This is a genomic window from Microbacterium sp. LMI13-1-1.1 (assembly GCF_040815625.1).
Lineage (GTDB): Bacteria > Actinomycetota > Actinomycetes > Actinomycetales > Microbacteriaceae > Microbacterium > Microbacterium forte.
Genome location: NZ_JBFPNL010000007.1, coordinates 89487 through 107788 on the forward strand (window position 1 = coordinate 89487; position 18302 = coordinate 107788).

An 18302-nucleotide genomic window follows, 5' to 3' on the forward strand; every position below is an offset into this window, starting at 1 on the left:
GCTCCTGGCGTTCGAGAGGGTGAATGCTCTGAACGTAGGCGGCGGATGTTGCAGGGCCGCGCGCATGCCGTTTCGGTGTGATTACTTCTCGATCACATCGGGGAGGTCGGCGATGAGAGAACTTCAGGAATCGTGGTCGTCGGCGCGCCAGGATGCCGCCAGCGCGGTGATCGTGGCGACCGCCGCGGCCGTGTCCTCGCGGCTGCCGCCCGCGCGACCTGCCGCGAGGCCGGCGAGGTAGGCACTGAGCGGGGCGGCGGGGCGCGCGACGCCGTGCGCGACGTCGCGGGCGAGATCGAGGAGCAGGCCGATGTCGACGGACGCGCGGTCGATCCCGAGGGCGGCGCAGGCGGCGGACGTCCAGTCGTCGAGGGCCTCGACCGGAAGATGCTGCGGCTGGTCGGTCATGTCGTCTCCTCGTTCGGTGCGCTGCCACGCGGGGCGTCTGTGCCGTTGTCGTGGTCGGCGTCTGTGCCGTTGCGGGGTGCCTGCACGGCGGCGCGGGCTCGTTCGAGATCGTCCCACGTGTCGACGTCGGCCGCCAGGGCTCCCGCCGGCAGAGCGCCGATGGTGAGGCCCGCGAGCAGTGAACGGATGGATGCGTCTCGGCCGCCGTCGGGGAGGGGGGCGACAGCTCGGCGCAGCGCGTCGGTGCGATAGAGCCCGATCAGCCACTGCATCCGCCCGGAGTCGTCGGTCAGGCAGACGCCGTCTTCGCCGCCGGCGAGGGGCGGATGCCGACGCAGCAGCGCGACCGCCTCTTCGGCGTTCGGCAGGTCGGCCGCCAGCACGAACACGTCAGCGCTCTCGGTGCGTGCGAGTCCGGCCGCGACGCCGGCGACCGGGCCGCCGAACTCGGGGGTCTCGCGAGTCCAGACGACCTCGCCCTGCACGGGCGCGGGCGGTCCGACGACGATGATCGGGTCGCAGCCTGCGACGGCCGCGACCGCCCGATCGAGCAGCGTGCGACCGCCCACGTCGAGCAGCGGCTTGGCGGCACCGTCGAGCCGAGACGCCCGCCCGCCCGCAAGGACGATCGCCGCGGTTGCGCCGCTCGTGTCGGCGGCGCTCGCGTCGGCGGCGCTTGCTGCGGTCACGAGAGCAGCATCACGTCGACGAGGTCGCCGGCGGCCACCGCCGATACCTCGGCGGGCACGACGGCGTAGGCATCCGCTCTGGCGAGTCCTGCGGCGAGGTGCGCGCCGGACGACCCGTCGGCGGCTGCCGCGTGCACCGCCCAGGCGGCGGGGTCGGATCGGTCGAGAGTGACCGGCACATACTGCTGTCGTCCTGCCGGGCTGCGCCACCCGGCGGTGGTCGTGAGACGGATCATCGGGCGCTGCAGCGGCTCACGCCCCTGGAGAGCGAGCAGTGCCGGGCGCACGAACGCCTCGAACGAGGCGGCGACGCTGGCGGGGTTGCCCGGCAGGCCGAAGATCAGCGCGTCGTCTATTCGTCCGAAGGCCTGCGGTCGGCCGGGCTGCATGGCGACCGCGACGAACTCGATGCGATCGCGCAGCACGTTCTTGACGACCTCGTGGGCGCCGGCGCTGACGCCGCCCGAGGTGACCACGACATCGACGCGGCCGGAGTGCAGCGCACGGTCGACGAGGGCTGTGAAGGCGGCATCCTCGTCGGTCACCGTGTCGACCGAGATGACGTCGGCGCCCGCCTCGGCGCACATCGACGCGAGCAGCACCGAGTTCGACTCGGGGATCTGCCCTCGGGCGAGGTCTGCGCCGGGGGCGGCGAGCTCGGTGCCCGTCGAGATCACGGCGACTCGGGGGCGGCGACGCACCTGCACGGTGTCGATGCCCGTGGCCGCGATGGCCGTCAGCTGCAGCGGCCCGAGCACGGTGCCCGCCGGCGCGACGACCTCGCCGGCGCGCAGTTCCTCTCCACGGCGGCGGATGTGAGCGCCCTCGCGGGCAGGAGCCGTGGTCACGATGGCCGGGGCGTCCCAGGCCTGCAGCCCGTCACGGGTGTGCTCGAAGGGCACGACGACGGTCGCCGTACGCGGCACGGGAGCACCGGTCATGATCCGAGCGGCCAGCCCTGGACGCAGCTCGGGCTCCTCGGACGACCCCGCCGGCAGGTCGGCGATGACGCGTAGTTCGGCAGGGTGCTCGGCCGTCGCTGCCTCGACGTCGGCGAAGATGACGGCGTATCCGTCCATCGCGGAGTTGTCGAACAGCGGCACATCGACCCGGGCGCGCACGTCGTCCGCGAGGGTGCGACCGGCTGCCCGTGCGATCGGCACCGCCTCTGCGCGGAGCGGCCGGGCGGCGGCCGACACCTTCGCCTGCTGCTCCTCGACCGTCAGCATGGCACGAGGAGCGAGGGAGGTGGCGTGGTGCATGCAGTCAGCGTACGACGGTCGCGGGGGTGTCCCCGCGACCGCGTCGCCCCTCTTCCCCTTGTCTCCCCGTTCTGGTGTCAGCGCTCTCGAGTCAGTGCTCGCGGAACATCGGCCAGCCGCTGCCCGGCAGCATGTGCGAATGCAGCGCACCCTTGGCCGATTCCAGGGTCGGATACGTGCCCGTCGCGGCATCCGCTCCGGCCATGACGACGGTGTATCCCCCGTCATCGTGTCGGATGCTGCCGACGACTCCGTTCGTGCCGTACGCCACCCAGAGGGCCAGAGTCTTGGTCGTGCTCATCATCGAACCCCTTCCGTTGCTGGTGAGGGTACGCCCCGGCGCACCGGAATACCAGCCCCTGTCTGAGGGTGCGCGGGCGCCGGTGCGGCGGCGCGTGGTCAAAAGCGCAGCATCCGGTCGGTGGATGGTCGAAAAGGCACGGCTACGGGCCGGTGGGGATGCGTTATTGACCACTCAGCGCGTCGGTCGTGCGGGGCGGTCGTGCGCACGCAGGGGAGCGGTGGGCAGGCGCAGGGGCAGGGGCAGGCACGGGCGCGGGCGCGGGCGCGGGGGCGGGCGCGGGCGCGGGCGCGGGGGCGGGGGCGGGGGCGGGCGCAGGGGCAGGGGGGCGATGTCAGGAGCGAGACGCGATCGCACGGCGGATGCGGTCGAGCAGCATCCGTCCTCCGTCGTCGAGGTCGAGTTGCGTCACTCGGATGACGATCCAGCCGATGTCCTCGAGTTCTCGCTGCCGCTGAATGTCACGGCGCCACTGGTCGCGGTCGGTTCGGTGTCCGTCGCCCTCGTATTCGACGGCGATTCGGAGCTCGGGATACGCGAGGTCGCTTCTCGCGGTGATCACGCCGTCGCGACGGATCTCGTGCTGGACCACGGGCTCGGGAAGGCCTGCCGCGACGAGCAGCAGTCGCGTCTCGGTCTCCTTCGGGGACTCGACGGCCGCACGCACCGCGGGCAGCGCAGCTCGCACGCGCGCGCACCCGGCGAAGCGCCCCCAGTGGCGCAGACGCGTCTCGATCTCCTCGACCGTGTGCAGGGGTCGGTCGGCGCGCAGCCCCGGGTAGTTGTCTGCGGTCGTGACGAGAGCGTCGAGGGCTACCACGAGCTCGTCGTCGGTGAACGACGCGACGCAGAGGAAGAGGGCGGTCAGAGGATCGACGACGGGGACGCGGCCGATCCACCACAGCTGTGCTCTGCCGGTTGCGAGCCTTCGGCTCCTCACACCCCGCGTGCGCGGCCGGACGGCATCCGTCGCCACGACGACGTCGATGTCGTCGGTGACCTTCCACGAGCCCGGAACGGGATAGCCCCACACGCGCATCGCGGCCGCGCCCCCGATCAGCTGTCCCGGTCTCAGTCGAGAGGCGAGCGCGAACACTCTGTGCAGAGGTGTCGTCTGAGGAGTGAGCGATCGCACACCGTGGAAGGGGCGGTGCAGGTCGGCGGCTGCCGCACGTCCGCGTCCCACCCCCGCTTCCGCCGCCGCTCGAACGGTGAAGGTGGCTCCGAGTGTGGGCGGCAGCACAGATCGACGACGCATCTCCCCAGCATCCGCGTCCGGGAAGCGCCATTCGGAGAGGTGCGCGTTGCGGGCCGGGAGCTGTGCATAAGTCGGTCTCCCCGCCGCAGTGGTGGAGGAGTGATTCAGGCCGTCGTCGCGTCAGCGACGTCGCCCGTACGCCGATGGATGGTCGAAAGAGCATCGGAGCGGAGGAGCGTGGTCAAAAACGCATCCCACGCGGCCCTCAGGCGTGCGCTTTTGACCATCCACGCCCGCGGGCGGGAGGACCGCGACTAGAGAGCGGCGGCGATGAGCTCGAGCGTCTGCGCGCGGCCGGCGGCGGCGTCGCGCGGCTCGGACTCGTAGGCCCCGGCGACGGGTGAGAGCATGACCTCGTCGACGCCGTACTTCGTCGCGAACGCACGCACCTCTTCGGCGACGGACTCTCCCGTGCCGACGAACCACCGCGAGCGGGCTGCTTCGACGACCTGGTCGGTCGCGGGATCCGACTCGGCACCGAGCGCCTCTTCGACGGTCTCGAGCGCGATGAGCGGCTTGTTCAGCCGCAGGCGCGACATCATGCGCAGCTGCGGCAGGGCACGGGCCTCGGCCTCCTCCTGCGTCGGCGAGGCGACGACGTTGACCGTGAGGAACGTGCGGGGCTCGGGGTGCTCTTCGCTCGGCTGGTAGCCGGTGCGGTAGAGGTCGAGCGCTCGTTCGAGACCCTGGCCCGAGAAGTGGTTCGCGAAGACATAGGGCAGCCCGTGCGATGCGGCGAGCTGCGCCGAGTAATCGCTCGACCCGAGCAGCCAGACCTCGGGGCTTCCGCCGGCGGCGGGCGTCGCGTGCACCGTGTACTCGCCACCCGACGTGAAGCGCACGGTGGCGCCGTCACTCGAGAGGAGCGCAGCGATGTCCTGCACGTTGCGGGGGAACTGCTCGACGTCGCTCGTCGTGCCCGATCCGCGCAGCAGCTGGGTGATGACCGGGTCGCTGCCGGGGGCGCGGCCGAGGCCGAGGTCGATGCGTCCTGGCGCGATCGCCTCGAGCGCGGCGAACTGCTCGGCGACGATGAGCGGGGCGTGGTTGGGCAGCATGACGCCGCCCGATCCCAGACGGATCTTCGTCGTGCGCATCGCGGCGGCGGCGATCAGCACCGGGGGAGTGGTGGATGCCACGGCCGGCATGTTGTGGTGCTCGGCGAACCAGTAGCGGCGATAGCCGAGGCGGTCGGCGGTCGCGGCGAGATCGAGGGAGGAGGAGATCGCCTCGGCACTGGTCTGGCCGGTGCGAACGGGGACGAGGTCGAGGACGGAGAGCGCGGTGGAAGTCATCCCCGAATGCAACGGCGGGGGCGGGCGGGGAATTCCCGCCCGCCCCATCGTCGCCGGTGGGTCGTCACGCTGCGGCGAGGGCGGAGGATGCCGACGGCGAGAACTCCTCGGCCAGAGCGTGGCGCGCGAGGTGGTAGCGGATGTGCCAGGCCGCGCTGAAGCTCTGCTCGGGAAGCCGAGCGAGCACCGCTCGATCGTCGGAGCCGAGACCGTCACGGGCTGCTTCGCGCAACAGGTCGTCGCGCGTCGCCGGGTACTCCATCCCGCGCAGGAAGCGGTCGAGTGCAGCGGAGTTGTGCATGGGTCGTCCTTTCCAGAGAGGGAAGGGGGCCGGGTGCGCCCCGGCCCCCGTGCTGTCAGGCAGCGATCGACTGTCGGCTGTCGCTCGACTCGACCTCGATCTTGCGCGGCTTCGCCCTCTCGCTGACGGGGATGATCACCGAGAGCACGCCGCTCTCGTACGAGGCGCTGATCGCGTCGAGGTCCACTCCGTCGCCGAGCGAGAACTGACGGAGGAACGAGCCCGCTCCGCGTTCGCGGGCGAGCCAGCGGACGCCTTCGCGGCCGTCGGCCGTGCGCTGCGCGCGGATCGTGAGCTGGCCGCCGTCGAGGTCGACGTCGATGGAGCCCGGATCGATGCCGGGAAGATCGGCGTGCAGGACGTACTTGTCGCCGTCGCGGTAGAGGTCCACCGGCATGAGACGCGGTGCGCGGACGGAGTCCAGCACGCTCGCAGCGAAGCGGTCGAGCTGACTGAACGGATCGAAGGACATGGCCATGAGTGTCTCCTTTCGTGTGGCCCGGGTGGGCGTTAGAGATGCAGATTATCTGCATCCATTGCTATAGATTTGTTATAGAACAACATCGAATATAATGCAAGTGCCACGAGAAGGAGCTGCCGATGGATGACCGTGATCCGAGCATGCCGGTGTACGGCATCGCCGTCGCCGCCCAGCTCAGCGGCGTCCCCGAAGCGAGTCTGCGGCTCTTCGAGGCGAAGGGCCTGGTCACGCCTGCGCGCAGCGACGGAGGCACGCGCCGATACAGCGACGACGATCTCGCCCGCATCCGTCGGGTGACGGGCCTGCGTGTCGAGGGCATCAACATCGTCGGCATCCGACGAGTCCTCGATCTGGAGGACGAGAACGCGGGACTCCGCGACGAACTCGCGGACGATCGTCCCTGACCCCGTCGGAACCGCCCGACCCCGTCGGAACCGCCCGGCGGCGGCGCGGCAGGGCAGTACTTTAGGGGCATGGATGCCGAGATCTTCTACGTGCTCGTCGGTGCTGTGGTCGTGGCGGCGATCGCCCGATGGCGCGGATGGCCGGCTCCGCTGCTCGTCACGGTGGTCGCGCTCGCGGCATCCTTCCTGCCGTTCGTTCCCGAGGTCGAGATCGACGGGCACCTGCTGCTGAACCTCGTGCTGCCGCCGCTGCTGTATTCGGCGGCGCTCGACGTGTCGTTCGTGGGCTTCAAGCGCAGCCTGCCGCAGATCCGGCGCCTCGGCGTCACCCTCGTGCTGCTCACGGCTGTCGCCGTGGGGCTGGTGGCGTGGTGGATCCTGCCGTCGCTGACCCTGCCGGGCGCGCTGCTGCTCGGCGCCATCGTGGCACCGCCCGATGCCGTCTCGGCCGCGGCCATCGGCCGCAAGCTCGGGCTTCCGCGCCGCATCATGACGGTGCTGTCGGGAGAGAGCCTGATCAACGATGCGACCTCGCTGACCCTCTATCGCGTGTTCGCGGCGATCATCGCCGGGGCGACCCTGACCGTCTGGGACGGCATCTGGCAGTTCCTGCTCGCGGTCGGCGTCGGCGTCGCGGTCGGACTCGTCTTCGGCATCGTGCTGCACCAGCTGCGCATGCGCATCAGCGACCCGGTCGTGATCGGCACGTTCGGTCTGCTCGCCCCGTTCGGTGCATATGCGATCGCCGAGCACCTGCTCGGCTCGGGCGTGCTCGCGGTCGTCGCGATGGGCCTGTATGTCGGATACAACTCGCCTCGCACCGACTACACGACCCGTCAGCAGGAGGCGCCCCTCTGGCTCTCGGCAGACCTGCTGCTCGAGAGCTTCGTGTTCGCCTACATCGGCCTGCAGTTCCCGCGCGTGCTCAGCGACCTCGGCGGCGAGGAGGTCGGTCGCATCCTGACGCTGTCGGGTGTCGTGCTGCTCGTCGTCTTGCTCGTGCGGCCGCTCTACGTGTACCCGACGAATCTCTGGGCGAACTTCCAAGACCGCAAACGGTTGGAACGCTGGGATCGAACGGTCGAATCCGGAGCCTTCGACGAGCGCCGCCGCGACTCGAAGCGCTGGAAGCAGTACAGCGCAGAAGAGCTGCGCTCCAAGATCGTGCGCGACCGCATGGCAGGGCTGCAGCTGACCTGGAAGGACAACGCCGTCATCTCGTGGGCGGGCATGCGCGGTGTGGTGACGCTGGCGACCGCGCTCGCCGCAGCCGATCTCGCTGCTCTCGACACCGAGCCGTCGCACGCGATCGTCGTCGTCGCCTACGTCGTGACCCTCGGCACACTGCTGCTGCAGGGCCTGACCCTGCCGCTGCTGATCCGCAGTCTCGGCATCGCCAGCGACGTCGATGACAAAGAGGACGAGCGCGCGATCGCGGACGTCAAGGCCAAGAGCCGCGAGGCGGGCAAGGCCTTCCTCGCCGAGAAGCGCGACGAGTGGGTCGACAAGTACGGCAGCGTCGACATCGGCGTCTTCGATGCCTTCACCAAGCGCATGACCAGGGTCGAGAAGGCCGCAGACGAGGCGCAGGAGGTCGAGGAGGCGGTGACCCGCCCCTCGTACGAAGACCTCGCAGCGCTCACCCGCGGGTGGCTGCAGGTGCGCCGTGACATCCTCCTCGCAGAGCGAGACGCCGGCAACCTCGACGAGGAGGTCATGCGCGAGCTGATGGCCGCGATGGATGCCGAGGAGCTCGCCCTCGACACTCGCGCCGCCACGCGTCTGCAGGGTCGCGCATAGCGGGAGACAGGCAAGCGCCCCGCCCCTGAGTGGGGCGAGGCGCTCGGTCGGTGCGGCGAAGGGTCAGCGGGTGCCGGCCGGCTCCTTCTCGGATGCTGCGGCATCCGCCTCGGGTGCCTCGTCGTCGGCCGAGTCGTCGGCGAACGGCAGGCCCTCGCGCGGTGCGTTGTAGAGCTCCTCGTCGAGGATGCCCTCGCGCTTCGCGACGATGGTCGGCACGAGCGCCTGGCCCGCGACGTTGACCGCGGTGCGGCCCATGTCGAGGATCGGGTCGATGGCGAGCAGCAGTCCGACGCCCTCGAGCGGCAGGCCCAGCGTCGACAGCGTCAGCGTGAGCATGACGGTCGCTCCGGTGGTGCCGGCGGTGGCGGCGGAGCCGACGACCGAGACGAGCACGATCAGCAGGTACTGCACGAGGTTCAGTTCGATACCGAAGAACTGTGCGACGAAGATCGCGGCGATGGCGGGGTAGATCGCGGCGCAGCCGTCCATCTTCGTGGTCCCACCGAATGGCACGGCGAACGAGGCGTACGAGCGGGGCACGCCGAGGTTGCGCTCGGTCACGCGCTCGGTGAGGGGCAGGGTGCCGATCGACGAGCGGCTGACGAACGCCAGCTGCACGGCGGGCCAGACGCCCGAGAAGTACTGCTTGATCGAGAGTCCGTGCGTCTTCACCAGGATCGGGTAGACGACGAAGAGCACGAGAGCCAGGCCGACGTAGACGGCGATCGCGAACCAGCCGAGCGACGCCAGCTTCTCCCAGCCGTATTTGACCACCGCGGCGCCGATGAGACCGAACGTGCCGAGGGGGGCGATGCGGATGATCCACCACAGCACGCGCTGGATGACCTTCAGAAGCGACTCGGTGAACGCGAGGAACGGCTCGGCCTTCTTGCCGGCCTTGAGAGCGGCGATGCCGACGGCGACCGCGATCACGATGACCTGCAGGATGTTGAAGTTCACGCTCGACGAGAACGTGCCGTCGGTGGCTCCCGGGTTCGTGCTGACGCTGAGCCCGAGGAAGTTCTGCGGGATCAGACCCAGCAGGAAGTTCCACCACGTGCCGACCGTGTACGGGTCGCCGGGCTCGAGGCCCTCACCGGCGCGGTTTCCCGGCTGGATGACCAGGCCGAGCGTGATTCCGATGATCACGGCGATGAATGCGGTGATCGCGAACCACAGCAGGGTCTGCCCCGCGAGGCGCGCGGCGTTCTGCACCCGGCGCAGATTCGAGATGCTGGCGACGATCGCGGTGAAGATCAGCGGCACGACGGCGGCGCGCAGCAGTGTCACGTACGAGCTGCCGATCGTGTCGAGGGTGGCCGAGAGGCCGTTCGGGCTGTCGGCGGTGGCGCCCAGCTGGCGGGCGATCAGGCCGGCGGCGATGCCGAGGACGAGGGCCGCGAGGATCTGGAAGCCGAACGAGGTCAGCAGCTTCCGGACGGGACCGCGGGTGTCAGGCGCCTTCGTGGGGCGGGCGGTGGTGCTCATTGGATTGGGGACTCCAGAATCGGTGCGCGCCGTGTGCGCGCTATAACGCCCAACGCTATGAGGGCGAGTGAATTCCGAGGCTGAGATGACGAAGGATGACGGATGCCGCGCCATCCGTCATCCTTCGTCAGGCGATCCGGCGGGTCAGGCCGCGCACTTCTCGAGGTTGTCGGTCAGGATCTGCGTGGTCAGAGCCTTGTCCTCTTCGCTCGACTGCTTGTCCTCGCCGTTGGCGATGTAGGTGAGGGTCTCGTTGCTCAGGTCGGAGTCGACGAGCGCCTCGGCGAAGCAGGTCGCGACGTCGTCGGTCACGGCGTCGCCGAGCCCCTGGTCCTCGTAGACCTTCTGGATGCCGTCTGCGACGTCGTCGACCGCTGGACGCGACGTGCCACCGCAGGCGGCGAGAGAGAAGGCGAGTGCGGCAATGGGCAGGGCCATGAGGATGCGGGCGGGTGTGCGCAGGTTCCGGTCGTTGAGGTTCATGCGGTCGACGCTATCGACACACAGAAATTTCATAGCAGGGGTTGCGCCGGGCGCGGTCTTCGTGATGCAGCCTGGTCGCGCCGGCAGTGTTCTGCCACGATGGCCTCATGTTCATGGTGACCACGAACGACATCCCCGGCTACCGCATCACCCAGGTGCTGGGGGAGGTCATGGGTCTGACGGTGCGATCGACCGACTTCGGGCAGGGTTTCGCCGCCGGGTTCCGCTCGCTCGGCGGTGGGGAGATCCCCGAGTACACGCAGGTCATGTACGAGGCGCGGCAGGTCGTGATGGGCCGCATGTGGGCCGAGGCGCAGCAGCGCGGTGGCAACGCGATCGTCGCGATGCGCTTCGACGCCGGGTCGATCCAGAACTTCACCGAGATCTGCGCCTACGGCACCGCCGTGGTCGTCGAACCTCTCGCGCCGGTCGCGCCGGTCGCGCCGGTCGCGCAGCCTCCGCAGCCGCCGCAGGCCTGACCTACGCCAGCACGAGCAGCTCGCCGACCTCGCAGCCGAGGGCGTCGCAGATCGCGCGCAACGTCGAGTACCTGATCGCTCGCGCCCGGTCGTTCTTCAGCACCGACAGGTTGACGATGCTCACGCCGACGCGCGCGCTCAGCTCGGTCAGAGTCATGCCGCGCTCCGCGAGCAGCTCGTCGAGGCGGCAGTGGATGCCGGTGAGTTCGTCGTCGTTCTCGGCCGGGGTCATACGAGTCCCCTCGTCTCGTCCTCGAGGGCCGCGTTCGTGCGCTGCAGGCGGATGCCCTGCCGGAACGCTGCCGCGATGAGTCCCACCGCGACACCGGTCGCGAAGATCGGGACGATCGACCAGAACTCGATCGGATGCACGGGCTCGCCGGAGCCGAGGCCCACCGCAGCGGACACCCCGTTCAGCCCCAGCTTCTCGAGCAGCACGATGAACATCGGAGCGAGCACGAGAGTCCAGCCGATCGCGTCGAAGGCCCGCGCGTTGCTCCGCACGAAGAAGCGTCCGCGGAGGAAGTTCCAGGCGACGAGCATCACGCCGACGATGACGATCAACGGGGCGAGCGCCCACAGCACGAGCGAGCCGATGATCGCTGCGGTCGCGGCGGCATCCACTCCGGTGGCGAACACCATCGCCTCCTGAGCGATCCCCTCGACCGACGCGGCTCCTGAGCCGACGGTCGCGTCGATCGGCTGTTCGTCGATCGGGATGGACCACGCGATGCCCTGGTCTCGGAAGGTTCCGAGCACGCGCAGGACGGTGCTGATCGCCGTCACCACCAGAGCGGCGGCGCCGAAGAGGATCACCGTGATCGCATCGGCGGTCTGGGAGCGTGTCGCGGTCACGGTGCTCATCAGACGAGCCCGTCCGTGTCGCGCTGCAGGCGGTCGCCGATGGAGAACACCGTGCAGATGAGGGCGATGACGAACGCCCCGAGGATGAAGGTGAAGGGCTCGACGCTCATCACGGCGTTGTCGATGGCGTTGTCGGTGATCCGCGCGACGGTGGCGTTCGCGAGCATGTTGTCGAAGAAGCGCACCGACGCGAAGCCGAGGAGTCCGGTGGCGCCGGCTGTGGCCACGAGGGCTGTGCGACCGCGGCCGAAGATGCGGCCGCTGACGGTGCTGCGCGCGAGCAGGATCAGGCATCCGATCACGACCAGGATCGTGATGATCTGCAGCACCTGGCCGATGATTCCCGGCACCGCGGCGATCGCCGGCAGCTGAGGAGCGATGATCGTGCCGCTGTCTAGCCCCACGGCCACGCTGCCTCCAGTCGAGAGCGGCAGGTCGACGGCGGACGCATCCGGGGCGAACTCGATCAGCACCGGCACATCGACGCCCCGGGCGAGTTCGATGATCCGGATGATCGAGAACACCGTGATGTAGGCGGCGATCAGGACTCCCGCGATGCAGAAGCCGATCAGGGCGCCGGAGTCACCGCGAGAGATCGTGCGGTCCTTCGTCGAGGTCATCATCCACTCCTTATCGAGAGTCGTTATTACCGATAATCGTTAACATAACGACTGTCGATAAGTGAGTCAACCCCGGCCGCACGAGAGCGCCGTCACCGACCGTCACGGCGCTATGCCGACGGCGAACACGGGCATACAGCATCCGCACGGTGGTTACTCTCGATGTACAGGCGCGGAGACCCGTCGAGGACTCAGCGCTTCGCCCCGTGCGAATAAGGAGTCACAGCATGTTCGAGAGATTCACGGACCGAGCCCGTCGAGTGGTCGTCCTCGCCCAAGAAGAGGCGAAGATGCTCAACCACAACTACATCGGCACTGAGCACATCCTGCTCGGCCTCATCCACGAGGGTGAGGGTGTCGCAGCCAAGGCGCTCGAAAGCCTCGGTATCTCCCTTGACGCCGTCCGCGAGCAGGTGCAGGACATCATCGGTCAGGGCCAGCAGCAGCCCACCGGTCACATCCCGTTCACGCCGCGCGCCAAGAAGGTGCTCGAGCTCAGCCTCCGTGAGGCTCTGCAGCTCGGCCACAACTACATCGGAACCGAGCACATCCTGCTCGGCCTCATCCGCGAGGGCGAGGGTGTCGCAGCCCAGGTGCTCGTCAAGCTCGGCGCCGACCTCAACAAGGTCCGCCAGCAGGTCATCCAGCTCCTGTCGGGTGCTCCCGGACGCGAGCCGGCAGCCGTCGGCGCGCAGTCGAACGACACCCCGAGCGCCCAGGGCGGCTCGCAGGTGCTCGACCAGTTCGGTCGCAACCTGACGCAGGCCGCGCGCGACAACAAGCTCGACCCGGTCATCGGGCGCGAGAAGGAGATCGAGCGGGTCATGCAGATCCTGTCTCGCCGCTCCAAGAACAACCCCGTGCTGATCGGTGAGCCCGGCGTCGGCAAGACCGCCGTCGTCGAGGGCCTCGCCCAGGCGATCGTCAAGGGCGATGTGCCCGAGACGCTGAAGGACAAGCAGCTCTACTCGCTCGACCTCGGCTCTCTCATCGCCGGCTCCCGCTACCGCGGTGACTTCGAGGAGCGCCTGAAGAAGGTCACCAAGGAGATCCGCACGCGCGGCGACATCATCGTCTTCATCGACGAGATCCACACCCTCGTGGGTGCGGGTGCCGCCGAGGGCGCGATCGACGCGGCCAGCATCCTGAAGCCCCTCCTCGCTCGTGGAGAGCTCCAGACCATCGGCGCCACCACGCTCGACGAGTACCGCAAGCACTTCGAGAAGGATGCCGCTCTCGAGCGTCGCTTCCAGTCGATCCAGGTGAACGAGCCGAGCCTCCCTCACACGATCAACATCCTCAAGGGACTCCGCGACCGGTACGAAGCGCACCACAAGGTGCAGATCACCGATGGCGCGATCGTCGCGGCATCGAACCTCGCCGACCGCTACGTCTCCGACCGGTTCCTGCCCGACAAGGCCATCGACCTGATCGACGAGGCCGGTGCACGCCTGCGCCTCAGCATCCTGTCGAGCCCGCCCGAGCTGCGTGAGTTCGACGAGAAGATCGCCAAGGTGCGCGAGCAGAAGGAAGTCGCGTCCGAGGACCAGGACTTCGAGAAGGCCGCATCGCTGCGCGACGAGGAGAAGAGCCTCCTCGCCGAGCGCCTGCGCCTCGAGAAGCAGTGGCGTTCGGGTGACGTCGCGACCCAGGCGGTCGTCGACGAGGGCCTGATCGCCGAGGTGCTCGCACAGGCCACCGGCATCCCGGTCTTCAAGCTGACGGAAGAGGAGTCCTCGCGACTCGTCTTCATGGAGAAGGCGCTGCACCAGCGCGTCATCGGTCAGGAAGAGGCCATCGCGGCGCTCTCCAAGACGATCCGTCGTCAGCGTGCCGGCCTCAAGGACCCGAAGCGTCCCTCCGGTTCGTTCATCTTCGCGGGCCCCACGGGTGTCGGAAAGACCGAGCTGGCCAAGGCACTCGCCGAGTTCCTGTTCGACGACGAAGCCGCTCTCATCTCGCTCGACATGAGCGAGTTCGGTGAGAAGCACACCGTCTCGCGTCTGTTCGGTGCTCCTCCCGGATTCGTCGGATTCGAAGAGGGCGGCCAGCTCACCGAGAAGGTGCGCCGCAAGCCGTTCAGCGTGGTGCTGTTCGACGAGATCGAGAAGGCCCACCCGGACATCTTCAACTCGCTGCTGCAGATCCTCGAAGAGGGTCGACTGACCGATGGTCAGGGCCGCGTGATCGACTTCAAGAACACCGTCATCATCATGACCACCAACCTCGGTGCTCGTGACATCGCCGGTGGTCCGGTCGGATTCCAGATCGAGGGCGTCAACTCGACGAACTACGAGCGGATGAAGGGCAAGGTCAACGAAGAGCTCAAGCGCAACTTCAAGCCCGAGTTCCTCAACCGCGTCGACGACATCATCGTGTTCCCGCAGCTGTCGAAGGAGGAGCTCGTGCAGATCGTCGATCTGTTCACGAAGCGCCTCGGCGAGCGTCTGCTCGACCGCGACATGACGATCGAGCTGTCTCAGGCCGCCAAGGAGCGTCTCATCGAGATCGGGTTCGACCCGGCACTCGGTGCCCGCCCCCTGCGTCGCGCGATGCAGCATGAGGTCGAGGACCGTCTGTCCGAGAAGATCCTGCACGGCGAGCTCAACCCGGGCGACCACGTGAAGGTCGACTCGAAGGACGGCGAGTTCTTCTTCGAGCACGGCCCCCGCGGCGAGAAGGTCGCGGTCGGCGTGAACACCGGCGGAGCGATCTCCGGCACCCCTGACCTGGCGGTCGCCAGCGGGGAGTGACCTGATCACAGAAGGGGCGGATGCTGCGGCATCCGCCCCTTCTGCGTGTCCGGGTGGTCCAGCACTCCGGCATTCCGCGTCCGCTCAGGGTCTCGGGAGGTGACGGGTTCTAGGCTTGACGTGTGAGCGAGTACATCGTCCGGCCGGCGCGCAGCGCTGACATCATCGGCATCCGCAACCTGCTGCAGCCGATGGTCGAGCAGCGCATCCTGCTCGGCAAAGACCTGGCAGTGCTCTATGGCGCGGTGCAGGAGTTCGTCGTCGCCGAAGCCGACGGCGAGCTGATCGGATGCGGCGCGCTTCACGTGTTCTGGGAGGACCTCGGCGAGGTGCGCACCCTCATGGTCCGCGGTGACTGGCTGCACCATGGCGTGGGCGGCGCCATCGTCGGCGCGCTAGAAGAGCAGGCGCGCGAGCTCGGCCTCAGTCGACTGTTCTGCCTCACCTTCGAAGTCGACTTCTTCGGCCGGCGCGGCTATTCGATCATCGGCGAACAGGTCGTCGACCCTGACGTGTACTCGCAGCTGCTGCGCAGCGGCGACGCGGGTGTCGAGGAGTTCCTCGATCTCGCGCACGTCAAGCCGAACACGCTCGGCAACACCAGGATGCTGAAGAGCCTCAACTAACCTGAACTAATGCCTCGTCACTCCGCCGCCGTGTATCGTCGCCGGAGATTGGTGACCCTCGTCGCGGCGATCCTGGTGGTCGCGGTCGTCGGCGTGGCGGTATGGCTGCTCGTGGCTCGTCCGTGGGCGAATGCCGCCGAGGCGACGCCATCGCCCAGCGCATCGGCGTCCGCGCCGGAGTCGCCGACGCCCGATCCCACCGCGGGCGAGTCGCCCGCAGCCGAGTCGCCCTCGCCGGAGTCGTCGGCAGAGGAGACTCCGGGGATCGTCGCGTGCGAAGCCAGAGACGTCGAGGTGGCTGCTGTCACCGATGCTGACGCATACGACCCCGGGGTCATGCCGCAGCTGTCGATCTCGCTGACCAACCGCGGTTCGACCGACTGTGCGATCGACGTGGGGTCGACGACCCAGAGACTCACGGTGTCGAGCGGATCCGACGTCTGGTGGACGTCGACCGACTGCCAGGAGAATCCGAGCAGCATGGTCGCCACGCTTCCGGCCGGCGCGACCGTGACGAGCAAGGTGCCGGTCACCTGGGATCGCACCCGCTCGAGCGTCGAGACCTGCGCCGACGAGAATCGTCCGCGTGCCCCCGGGGGCGGAGCGTCGTACCACGTCGCCGTCGAGATCGGCGGCTTCAAGGGCACGACCACGAAGCAGATCCTGCTCTATTGACGCCGAAACTGGCCAAACGTCTCGAATACAGTCCTGCACTCAGTTTCGGGTGACACTGGTCGTCCTTTGGGATACCATTGAAGTGACCCTCGTAGACTTGCGGCGCATGCCATCCCCAGTGGCGTCGAGCACAGCGTCCCCAGCGCTTCGACATGCCGCCCGGGGGTCCGAGGGCCCTCTCGAGTACCCCAGTCCCCAATGGATGACTCGAGAGGGCCCCTTTCCATCTCTCCTCCCGTTTCGGGACGCGCATCGCCCTCCGCTCAATATGCTGGATGCATGGCAGCGAAGAAGTCGAGATCAGCGAAGAGCGCACCCGCACCCGAGGATTTCCGGTCGGATGCCCTCGCTCAGGCGCTGGAGAAGCAGGACATCGCTGCGGTCGCTCTGGCTCTGCGCCACGGCACCACGGTCGTGCCGCTCGTGAAGCCCGGTGCTCGCGACAATCCGCTCGACAGCGGAGAGGTCTGGACCTATCGCGACCCGAAGTCGGGCGATCTGGCGCTGCTGCTGTTCAGCGACGCCAAGAACAAGCCGGCGAACCTGCCCCCGGGGGTGGGGATCTACACCGCGGACTGGCTGCGCAAGTTCCTCGCCGCGCACCCGATCACGACCGTCTTCCTCGACATCGCCGGGCCGCATCCGATGCAGGCCGCGCCCGACGAGCTGCTCAAGGCGCTCGACGCCTGAGACCCGGCGGCGCTGCGGCCGGATCGCGCGCTCAGAACGGCGGGATGTCTGCGTCGCTGCGCCGGGTGGTGTTGCGGGCGCGCACGTCGTTCAGTGCCGCGCGCAGAGTCTTCGAGCGATCGTCGACCACCTGGTCGTAGCCGAGCCGCGCGGCCTCCGACCGGCGCTGCGCCGACTGGGTCACCGGGCGGATCTCGCCCGCGAGGCTGAGCTCCCCGACGGCGGCGACCGTGCGCGGCACGGAGATCTGCTGGATGGACCCCGCCACGGCGATCGCGATCGCCAGGTCGGCGGCCGGTTCGGTGAAGCGCACGCCGCCCACGGTGGAGACGTAGACGTCGAGGGTGCTGGTCTTGATTCCCGCCCGGCGTTCGAGGATCGCCAGCACCATAGCCACGCGGGAGGAGTCGAGTCCGTGCACGACACGACGGGGGTTGGGTGCGGTCGTGTTGATGGTGAGCGCCTGCACCTCGACGGGCAGCGCCCGTCGACCTTCGAGCGAGATGGCGACGCACGTGCCCGGTTCGGTTGCACCCTGCGAGAGGAAGAGGCCCGAGGGGTCGGGCACCTCGGAGATGCCCGCACCCGTCATCTCGAAGCATCCGACCTCGTCTGTGGGCCCGAAGCGGTTCTTCAGCGCTCGAATGAAGCGCAGTGAGGTCTGTCGGTCGCCCTCGAAGTGGCAGACGACGTCGACCAGGTGCTCGAGCACTCGGGGGCCGGCGACGGTGCCGTCTTTCGTGACATGGCCGACCAGGATGATGGGCAGGCTGCGGTCTTTCGCGACGCGGATGAGAGTCGCCGCCACCTCGCGCACCTGACTCGGCTGGCCCGCTGCGCCGTCGATGAGCGACGACGACACCGTCTGCACCGAGTCGACGATGACGAGCTGCGGTGCCACTTCGTCGATGTGGCCGAGGATCGTCGCGAGATCGGTCTCGCTCGCCAGATAGAGCTCGTCGTGCAGGGCACCCGTGCGCTCCGCGCGCAGGCGCACCTGGGCGGGAGACTCCTCGGCGCTCGCGTAGAGCACGCGACGCCCCGCGCGAGCCGCCTGCGCAGCGACCTCGAGCAGCAGCGTCGACTTGCCGACGCCGGGTTCGCCGCTGAGCAGGATCGCCGCACCGGGCACGATCCCCCCGCCGAGGACGCGGTCGAACTCGCCGACACCGCTCGTGCGGCGCGGGGCGTCTTCGGTGGTGATCTGCGTGATCGGGCGGGCGGCCTTCGCCGCCGTCGGCGCGAGCGGGGTGATGCGGCTCAGGATGCCGGTCTGCACGCCCTGCTCCTGCACGGTGCCCCACTGCTGGCACTCGGCGCACCGACCCACCCACTTGGCCGTCGTCCACCCGCATTCGGTGCAGACGTACGCGGGAGGGGCAGGTTTTCGGGTGGCCATGCAGCCAGGCTATCGCCGGGATC

21 protein-coding genes are annotated in these 18302 nt (G+C 68.7%); 7 read left to right on the forward strand and 14 right to left on the reverse strand.

Going from position 1 to position 18302, the window contains the following annotated elements; genetic code table 11:
• Positions 1-123: 123 nt before the first annotated feature.
• From MRBLMI13_RS16710 to MRBLMI13_RS16745, 8 genes are all read right to left on the reverse strand, one after another.
• Entirely contained in the window at positions 124-408 is a 285-nt protein-coding gene (locus MRBLMI13_RS16710; RefSeq protein ID WP_367824013.1) for a DUF6457 domain-containing protein, read from the reverse strand.
• Entirely contained in the window at positions 405-1097 is a 693-nt protein-coding gene (gene mobA, locus MRBLMI13_RS16715; protein WP_367824015.1) for a molybdenum cofactor guanylyltransferase, read from the reverse strand. Before mobA ends, MRBLMI13_RS16710 begins: the two co-directional genes overlap by 4 nt.
• A complete protein-coding gene (glp, locus tag MRBLMI13_RS16720; RefSeq protein ID WP_367824017.1) occupies positions 1094-2359 on the reverse strand; it encodes a gephyrin-like molybdotransferase Glp in 1266 nt (421 codons plus the stop codon). Before glp ends, mobA begins: the two co-directional genes overlap by 4 nt.
• Positions 2360-2450: 91 nt before the next feature.
• Complete coding sequence (locus MRBLMI13_RS16725; RefSeq protein WP_042540132.1) at positions 2451-2660, reverse strand: methyltransferase; 210 nt, start codon at positions 2658-2660, stop codon at positions 2451-2453.
• 334 nt (positions 2661-2994) lie between these two features.
• Positions 2995-3918, reverse strand: coding sequence for an endonuclease domain-containing protein (locus tag MRBLMI13_RS16730; RefSeq protein ID WP_367824019.1), 924 nt, complete (start codon positions 3916-3918; stop codon positions 2995-2997).
• 254 nt (positions 3919-4172) lie between these two features.
• Positions 4173-5213 (reverse strand): LLM class flavin-dependent oxidoreductase, encoded by a 1041-nt coding sequence (locus tag MRBLMI13_RS16735; protein WP_367824021.1) that lies wholly within the window; start codon positions 5211-5213, stop codon positions 4173-4175.
• A gap of 64 nt (positions 5214-5277) precedes the next feature.
• A complete protein-coding gene (locus MRBLMI13_RS16740; protein ID WP_056374222.1) occupies positions 5278-5514 on the reverse strand; it encodes a DUF2795 domain-containing protein in 237 nt (78 codons plus the stop codon).
• A gap of 55 nt (positions 5515-5569) precedes the next feature.
• Positions 5570-5992, reverse strand: coding sequence for an Hsp20/alpha crystallin family protein (locus tag MRBLMI13_RS16745; RefSeq protein WP_042539909.1), 423 nt, complete (start codon positions 5990-5992; stop codon positions 5570-5572).
• Positions 5993-6114: 122 nt separating this feature from the next.
• Between MRBLMI13_RS16745 and MRBLMI13_RS16750 the strand changes: the two genes are divergently transcribed.
• Together MRBLMI13_RS16750 and MRBLMI13_RS16755 are read left to right on the forward strand one after the other, a co-directional pair.
• Entirely contained in the window at positions 6115-6399 is a 285-nt protein-coding gene (locus MRBLMI13_RS16750) for a MerR family transcriptional regulator (RefSeq protein ID WP_056374218.1), read from the forward strand.
• A gap of 69 nt (positions 6400-6468) precedes the next feature.
• Positions 6469-8199 carry a cation:proton antiporter gene (locus MRBLMI13_RS16755; RefSeq protein WP_367824024.1) on the forward strand — a complete coding sequence of 577 codons (1731 nt, stop codon included), beginning with the start codon at positions 6469-6471 and terminating at the stop codon, positions 8197-8199.
• 63 nt (positions 8200-8262) lie between these two features.
• Here MRBLMI13_RS16755 and MRBLMI13_RS16760 read toward each other — a convergent pair whose 3' ends face one another.
• Positions 8263-9690 (reverse strand): dicarboxylate/amino acid:cation symporter, encoded by a 1428-nt coding sequence (locus MRBLMI13_RS16760; protein ID WP_367824026.1) that lies wholly within the window; start codon positions 9688-9690, stop codon positions 8263-8265.
• 144 nt (positions 9691-9834) lie between these two features.
• Positions 9835-10173, reverse strand: coding sequence for a hypothetical protein (locus MRBLMI13_RS16765; RefSeq protein ID WP_367824028.1), 339 nt, complete (start codon positions 10171-10173; stop codon positions 9835-9837).
• A gap of 107 nt (positions 10174-10280) precedes the next feature.
• On the opposite strand from MRBLMI13_RS16765, the gene MRBLMI13_RS16770 reads away from it, so the two are divergent.
• Entirely contained in the window at positions 10281-10652 is a 372-nt protein-coding gene (locus tag MRBLMI13_RS16770) for a YbjQ family protein (protein WP_367824030.1), read from the forward strand.
• 1 nt (position 10653) lies between these two features.
• Here MRBLMI13_RS16770 and MRBLMI13_RS16775 read toward each other — a convergent pair whose 3' ends face one another.
• Genes MRBLMI13_RS16775 through MRBLMI13_RS16785 form a run of 3 tightly spaced genes read right to left on the reverse strand, consistent with a single transcriptional unit; the run spans position 10654 to position 12136 of the window.
• Positions 10654-10884 carry a helix-turn-helix domain-containing protein gene (locus MRBLMI13_RS16775; protein WP_367824032.1) on the reverse strand — a complete coding sequence of 77 codons (231 nt, stop codon included), beginning with the start codon at positions 10882-10884 and terminating at the stop codon, positions 10654-10656.
• Positions 10881-11516 (reverse strand): hypothetical protein, encoded by a 636-nt coding sequence (locus tag MRBLMI13_RS16780; protein ID WP_042539922.1) that lies wholly within the window; start codon positions 11514-11516, stop codon positions 10881-10883. The genes MRBLMI13_RS16775 and MRBLMI13_RS16780 overlap by 4 nt, the downstream gene beginning before the upstream one ends.
• A complete protein-coding gene (locus MRBLMI13_RS16785; protein WP_367824034.1) occupies positions 11516-12136 on the reverse strand; it encodes a hypothetical protein in 621 nt (206 codons plus the stop codon). Before MRBLMI13_RS16785 ends, MRBLMI13_RS16780 begins: the two co-directional genes overlap by 1 nt.
• 227 nt (positions 12137-12363) lie before the next feature.
• Between MRBLMI13_RS16785 and MRBLMI13_RS16790 the strand changes: the two genes are divergently transcribed.
• From MRBLMI13_RS16790 to MRBLMI13_RS16805, 4 genes are all read left to right on the forward strand, one after another.
• Positions 12364-14889, forward strand: coding sequence for an ATP-dependent Clp protease ATP-binding subunit (locus tag MRBLMI13_RS16790; protein ID WP_367824036.1), 2526 nt, complete (start codon positions 12364-12366; stop codon positions 14887-14889).
• Between the two features lie 122 nt (positions 14890-15011).
• The gene (locus tag MRBLMI13_RS16795) at positions 15012-15515 is read left to right on the forward strand and encodes an amino-acid N-acetyltransferase (RefSeq protein ID WP_042539928.1); all 504 of its coding nucleotides are present in this window, start codon (positions 15012-15014) and stop codon (positions 15513-15515) included.
• Between the two features lie 9 nt (positions 15516-15524).
• On the forward strand, positions 15525-16190 hold the full coding sequence (locus MRBLMI13_RS16800; RefSeq protein WP_367824038.1) for a hypothetical protein: 666 nt from the start codon (positions 15525-15527) through the stop codon (positions 16188-16190).
• Between the two features lie 279 nt (positions 16191-16469).
• The gene (locus tag MRBLMI13_RS16805; protein WP_042539930.1) at positions 16470-16880 is read left to right on the forward strand and encodes a hypothetical protein; all 411 of its coding nucleotides are present in this window, start codon (positions 16470-16472) and stop codon (positions 16878-16880) included.
• A gap of 31 nt (positions 16881-16911) precedes the next feature.
• On the opposite strand, the gene radA is transcribed toward MRBLMI13_RS16805, so the two are convergent.
• Positions 16912-18279, reverse strand: a complete 1368-nt coding sequence (gene radA / locus MRBLMI13_RS16810) for a DNA repair protein RadA (RefSeq protein WP_042539932.1) — start codon at positions 18277-18279, stop codon at positions 16912-16914.
• Between the last annotated feature and the right edge of the window lie 23 nt (positions 18280-18302).

Bases quoted from the DNA above. Each gene is read 5' to 3' on its own strand.
- MRBLMI13_RS16710 (WP_367824013.1), bottom strand. From the start codon at position 408: ATGACCGACCAGCCGCAGCATCTTCCGGTCGAGGCCCTCGACGACTGG.
- glp (WP_367824017.1), bottom strand. From the start codon at position 2,359: ATGCACCACGCCACCTCCCTCGCTCCTCGTGCCATGCTGACGGTCGAG.
- MRBLMI13_RS16725 (WP_042540132.1), bottom strand. From the start codon at position 2,660: ATGAGCACGACCAAGACTCTGGCCCTCTGGGTGGCGTACGGCACGAAC.
- MRBLMI13_RS16730 (WP_367824019.1), bottom strand. From the start codon at position 3,918: ATGCGTCGTCGATCTGTGCTGCCGCCCACACTCGGAGCCACCTTCACC.
- MRBLMI13_RS16735 (WP_367824021.1), bottom strand. From the start codon at position 5,213: ATGACTTCCACCGCGCTCTCCGTCCTCGACCTCGTCCCCGTTCGCACC.
- MRBLMI13_RS16740 (WP_056374222.1), bottom strand. From the start codon at position 5,514: ATGCACAACTCCGCTGCACTCGACCGCTTCCTGCGCGGGATGGAGTAC.
- MRBLMI13_RS16745 (WP_042539909.1), bottom strand. From the start codon at position 5,992: ATGGCCATGTCCTTCGATCCGTTCAGTCAGCTCGACCGCTTCGCTGCG.
- MRBLMI13_RS16750 (WP_056374218.1), top strand. From the start codon at position 6,115: ATGGATGACCGTGATCCGAGCATGCCGGTGTACGGCATCGCCGTCGCC.
- MRBLMI13_RS16755 (WP_367824024.1), top strand. From the start codon at position 6,469: ATGGATGCCGAGATCTTCTACGTGCTCGTCGGTGCTGTGGTCGTGGCG.
- MRBLMI13_RS16760 (WP_367824026.1), bottom strand. From the start codon at position 9,690: ATGAGCACCACCGCCCGCCCCACGAAGGCGCCTGACACCCGCGGTCCC.
- MRBLMI13_RS16765 (WP_367824028.1), bottom strand. From the start codon at position 10,173: ATGAACCTCAACGACCGGAACCTGCGCACACCCGCCCGCATCCTCATG.
- MRBLMI13_RS16770 (WP_367824030.1), top strand. From the start codon at position 10,281: ATGTTCATGGTGACCACGAACGACATCCCCGGCTACCGCATCACCCAG.
- MRBLMI13_RS16775 (WP_367824032.1), bottom strand. From the start codon at position 10,884: ATGACCCCGGCCGAGAACGACGACGAACTCACCGGCATCCACTGCCGC.
- MRBLMI13_RS16780 (WP_042539922.1), bottom strand. From the start codon at position 11,516: ATGAGCACCGTGACCGCGACACGCTCCCAGACCGCCGATGCGATCACG.
- MRBLMI13_RS16785 (WP_367824034.1), bottom strand. From the start codon at position 12,136: ATGACCTCGACGAAGGACCGCACGATCTCTCGCGGTGACTCCGGCGCC.
- MRBLMI13_RS16790 (WP_367824036.1), top strand. From the start codon at position 12,364: ATGTTCGAGAGATTCACGGACCGAGCCCGTCGAGTGGTCGTCCTCGCC.
- MRBLMI13_RS16800 (WP_367824038.1), top strand. From the start codon at position 15,525: ATGCCTCGTCACTCCGCCGCCGTGTATCGTCGCCGGAGATTGGTGACC.
- MRBLMI13_RS16805 (WP_042539930.1), top strand. From the start codon at position 16,470: ATGGCAGCGAAGAAGTCGAGATCAGCGAAGAGCGCACCCGCACCCGAG.
- radA (WP_042539932.1), bottom strand. From the start codon at position 18,279: ATGGCCACCCGAAAACCTGCCCCTCCCGCGTACGTCTGCACCGAATGC.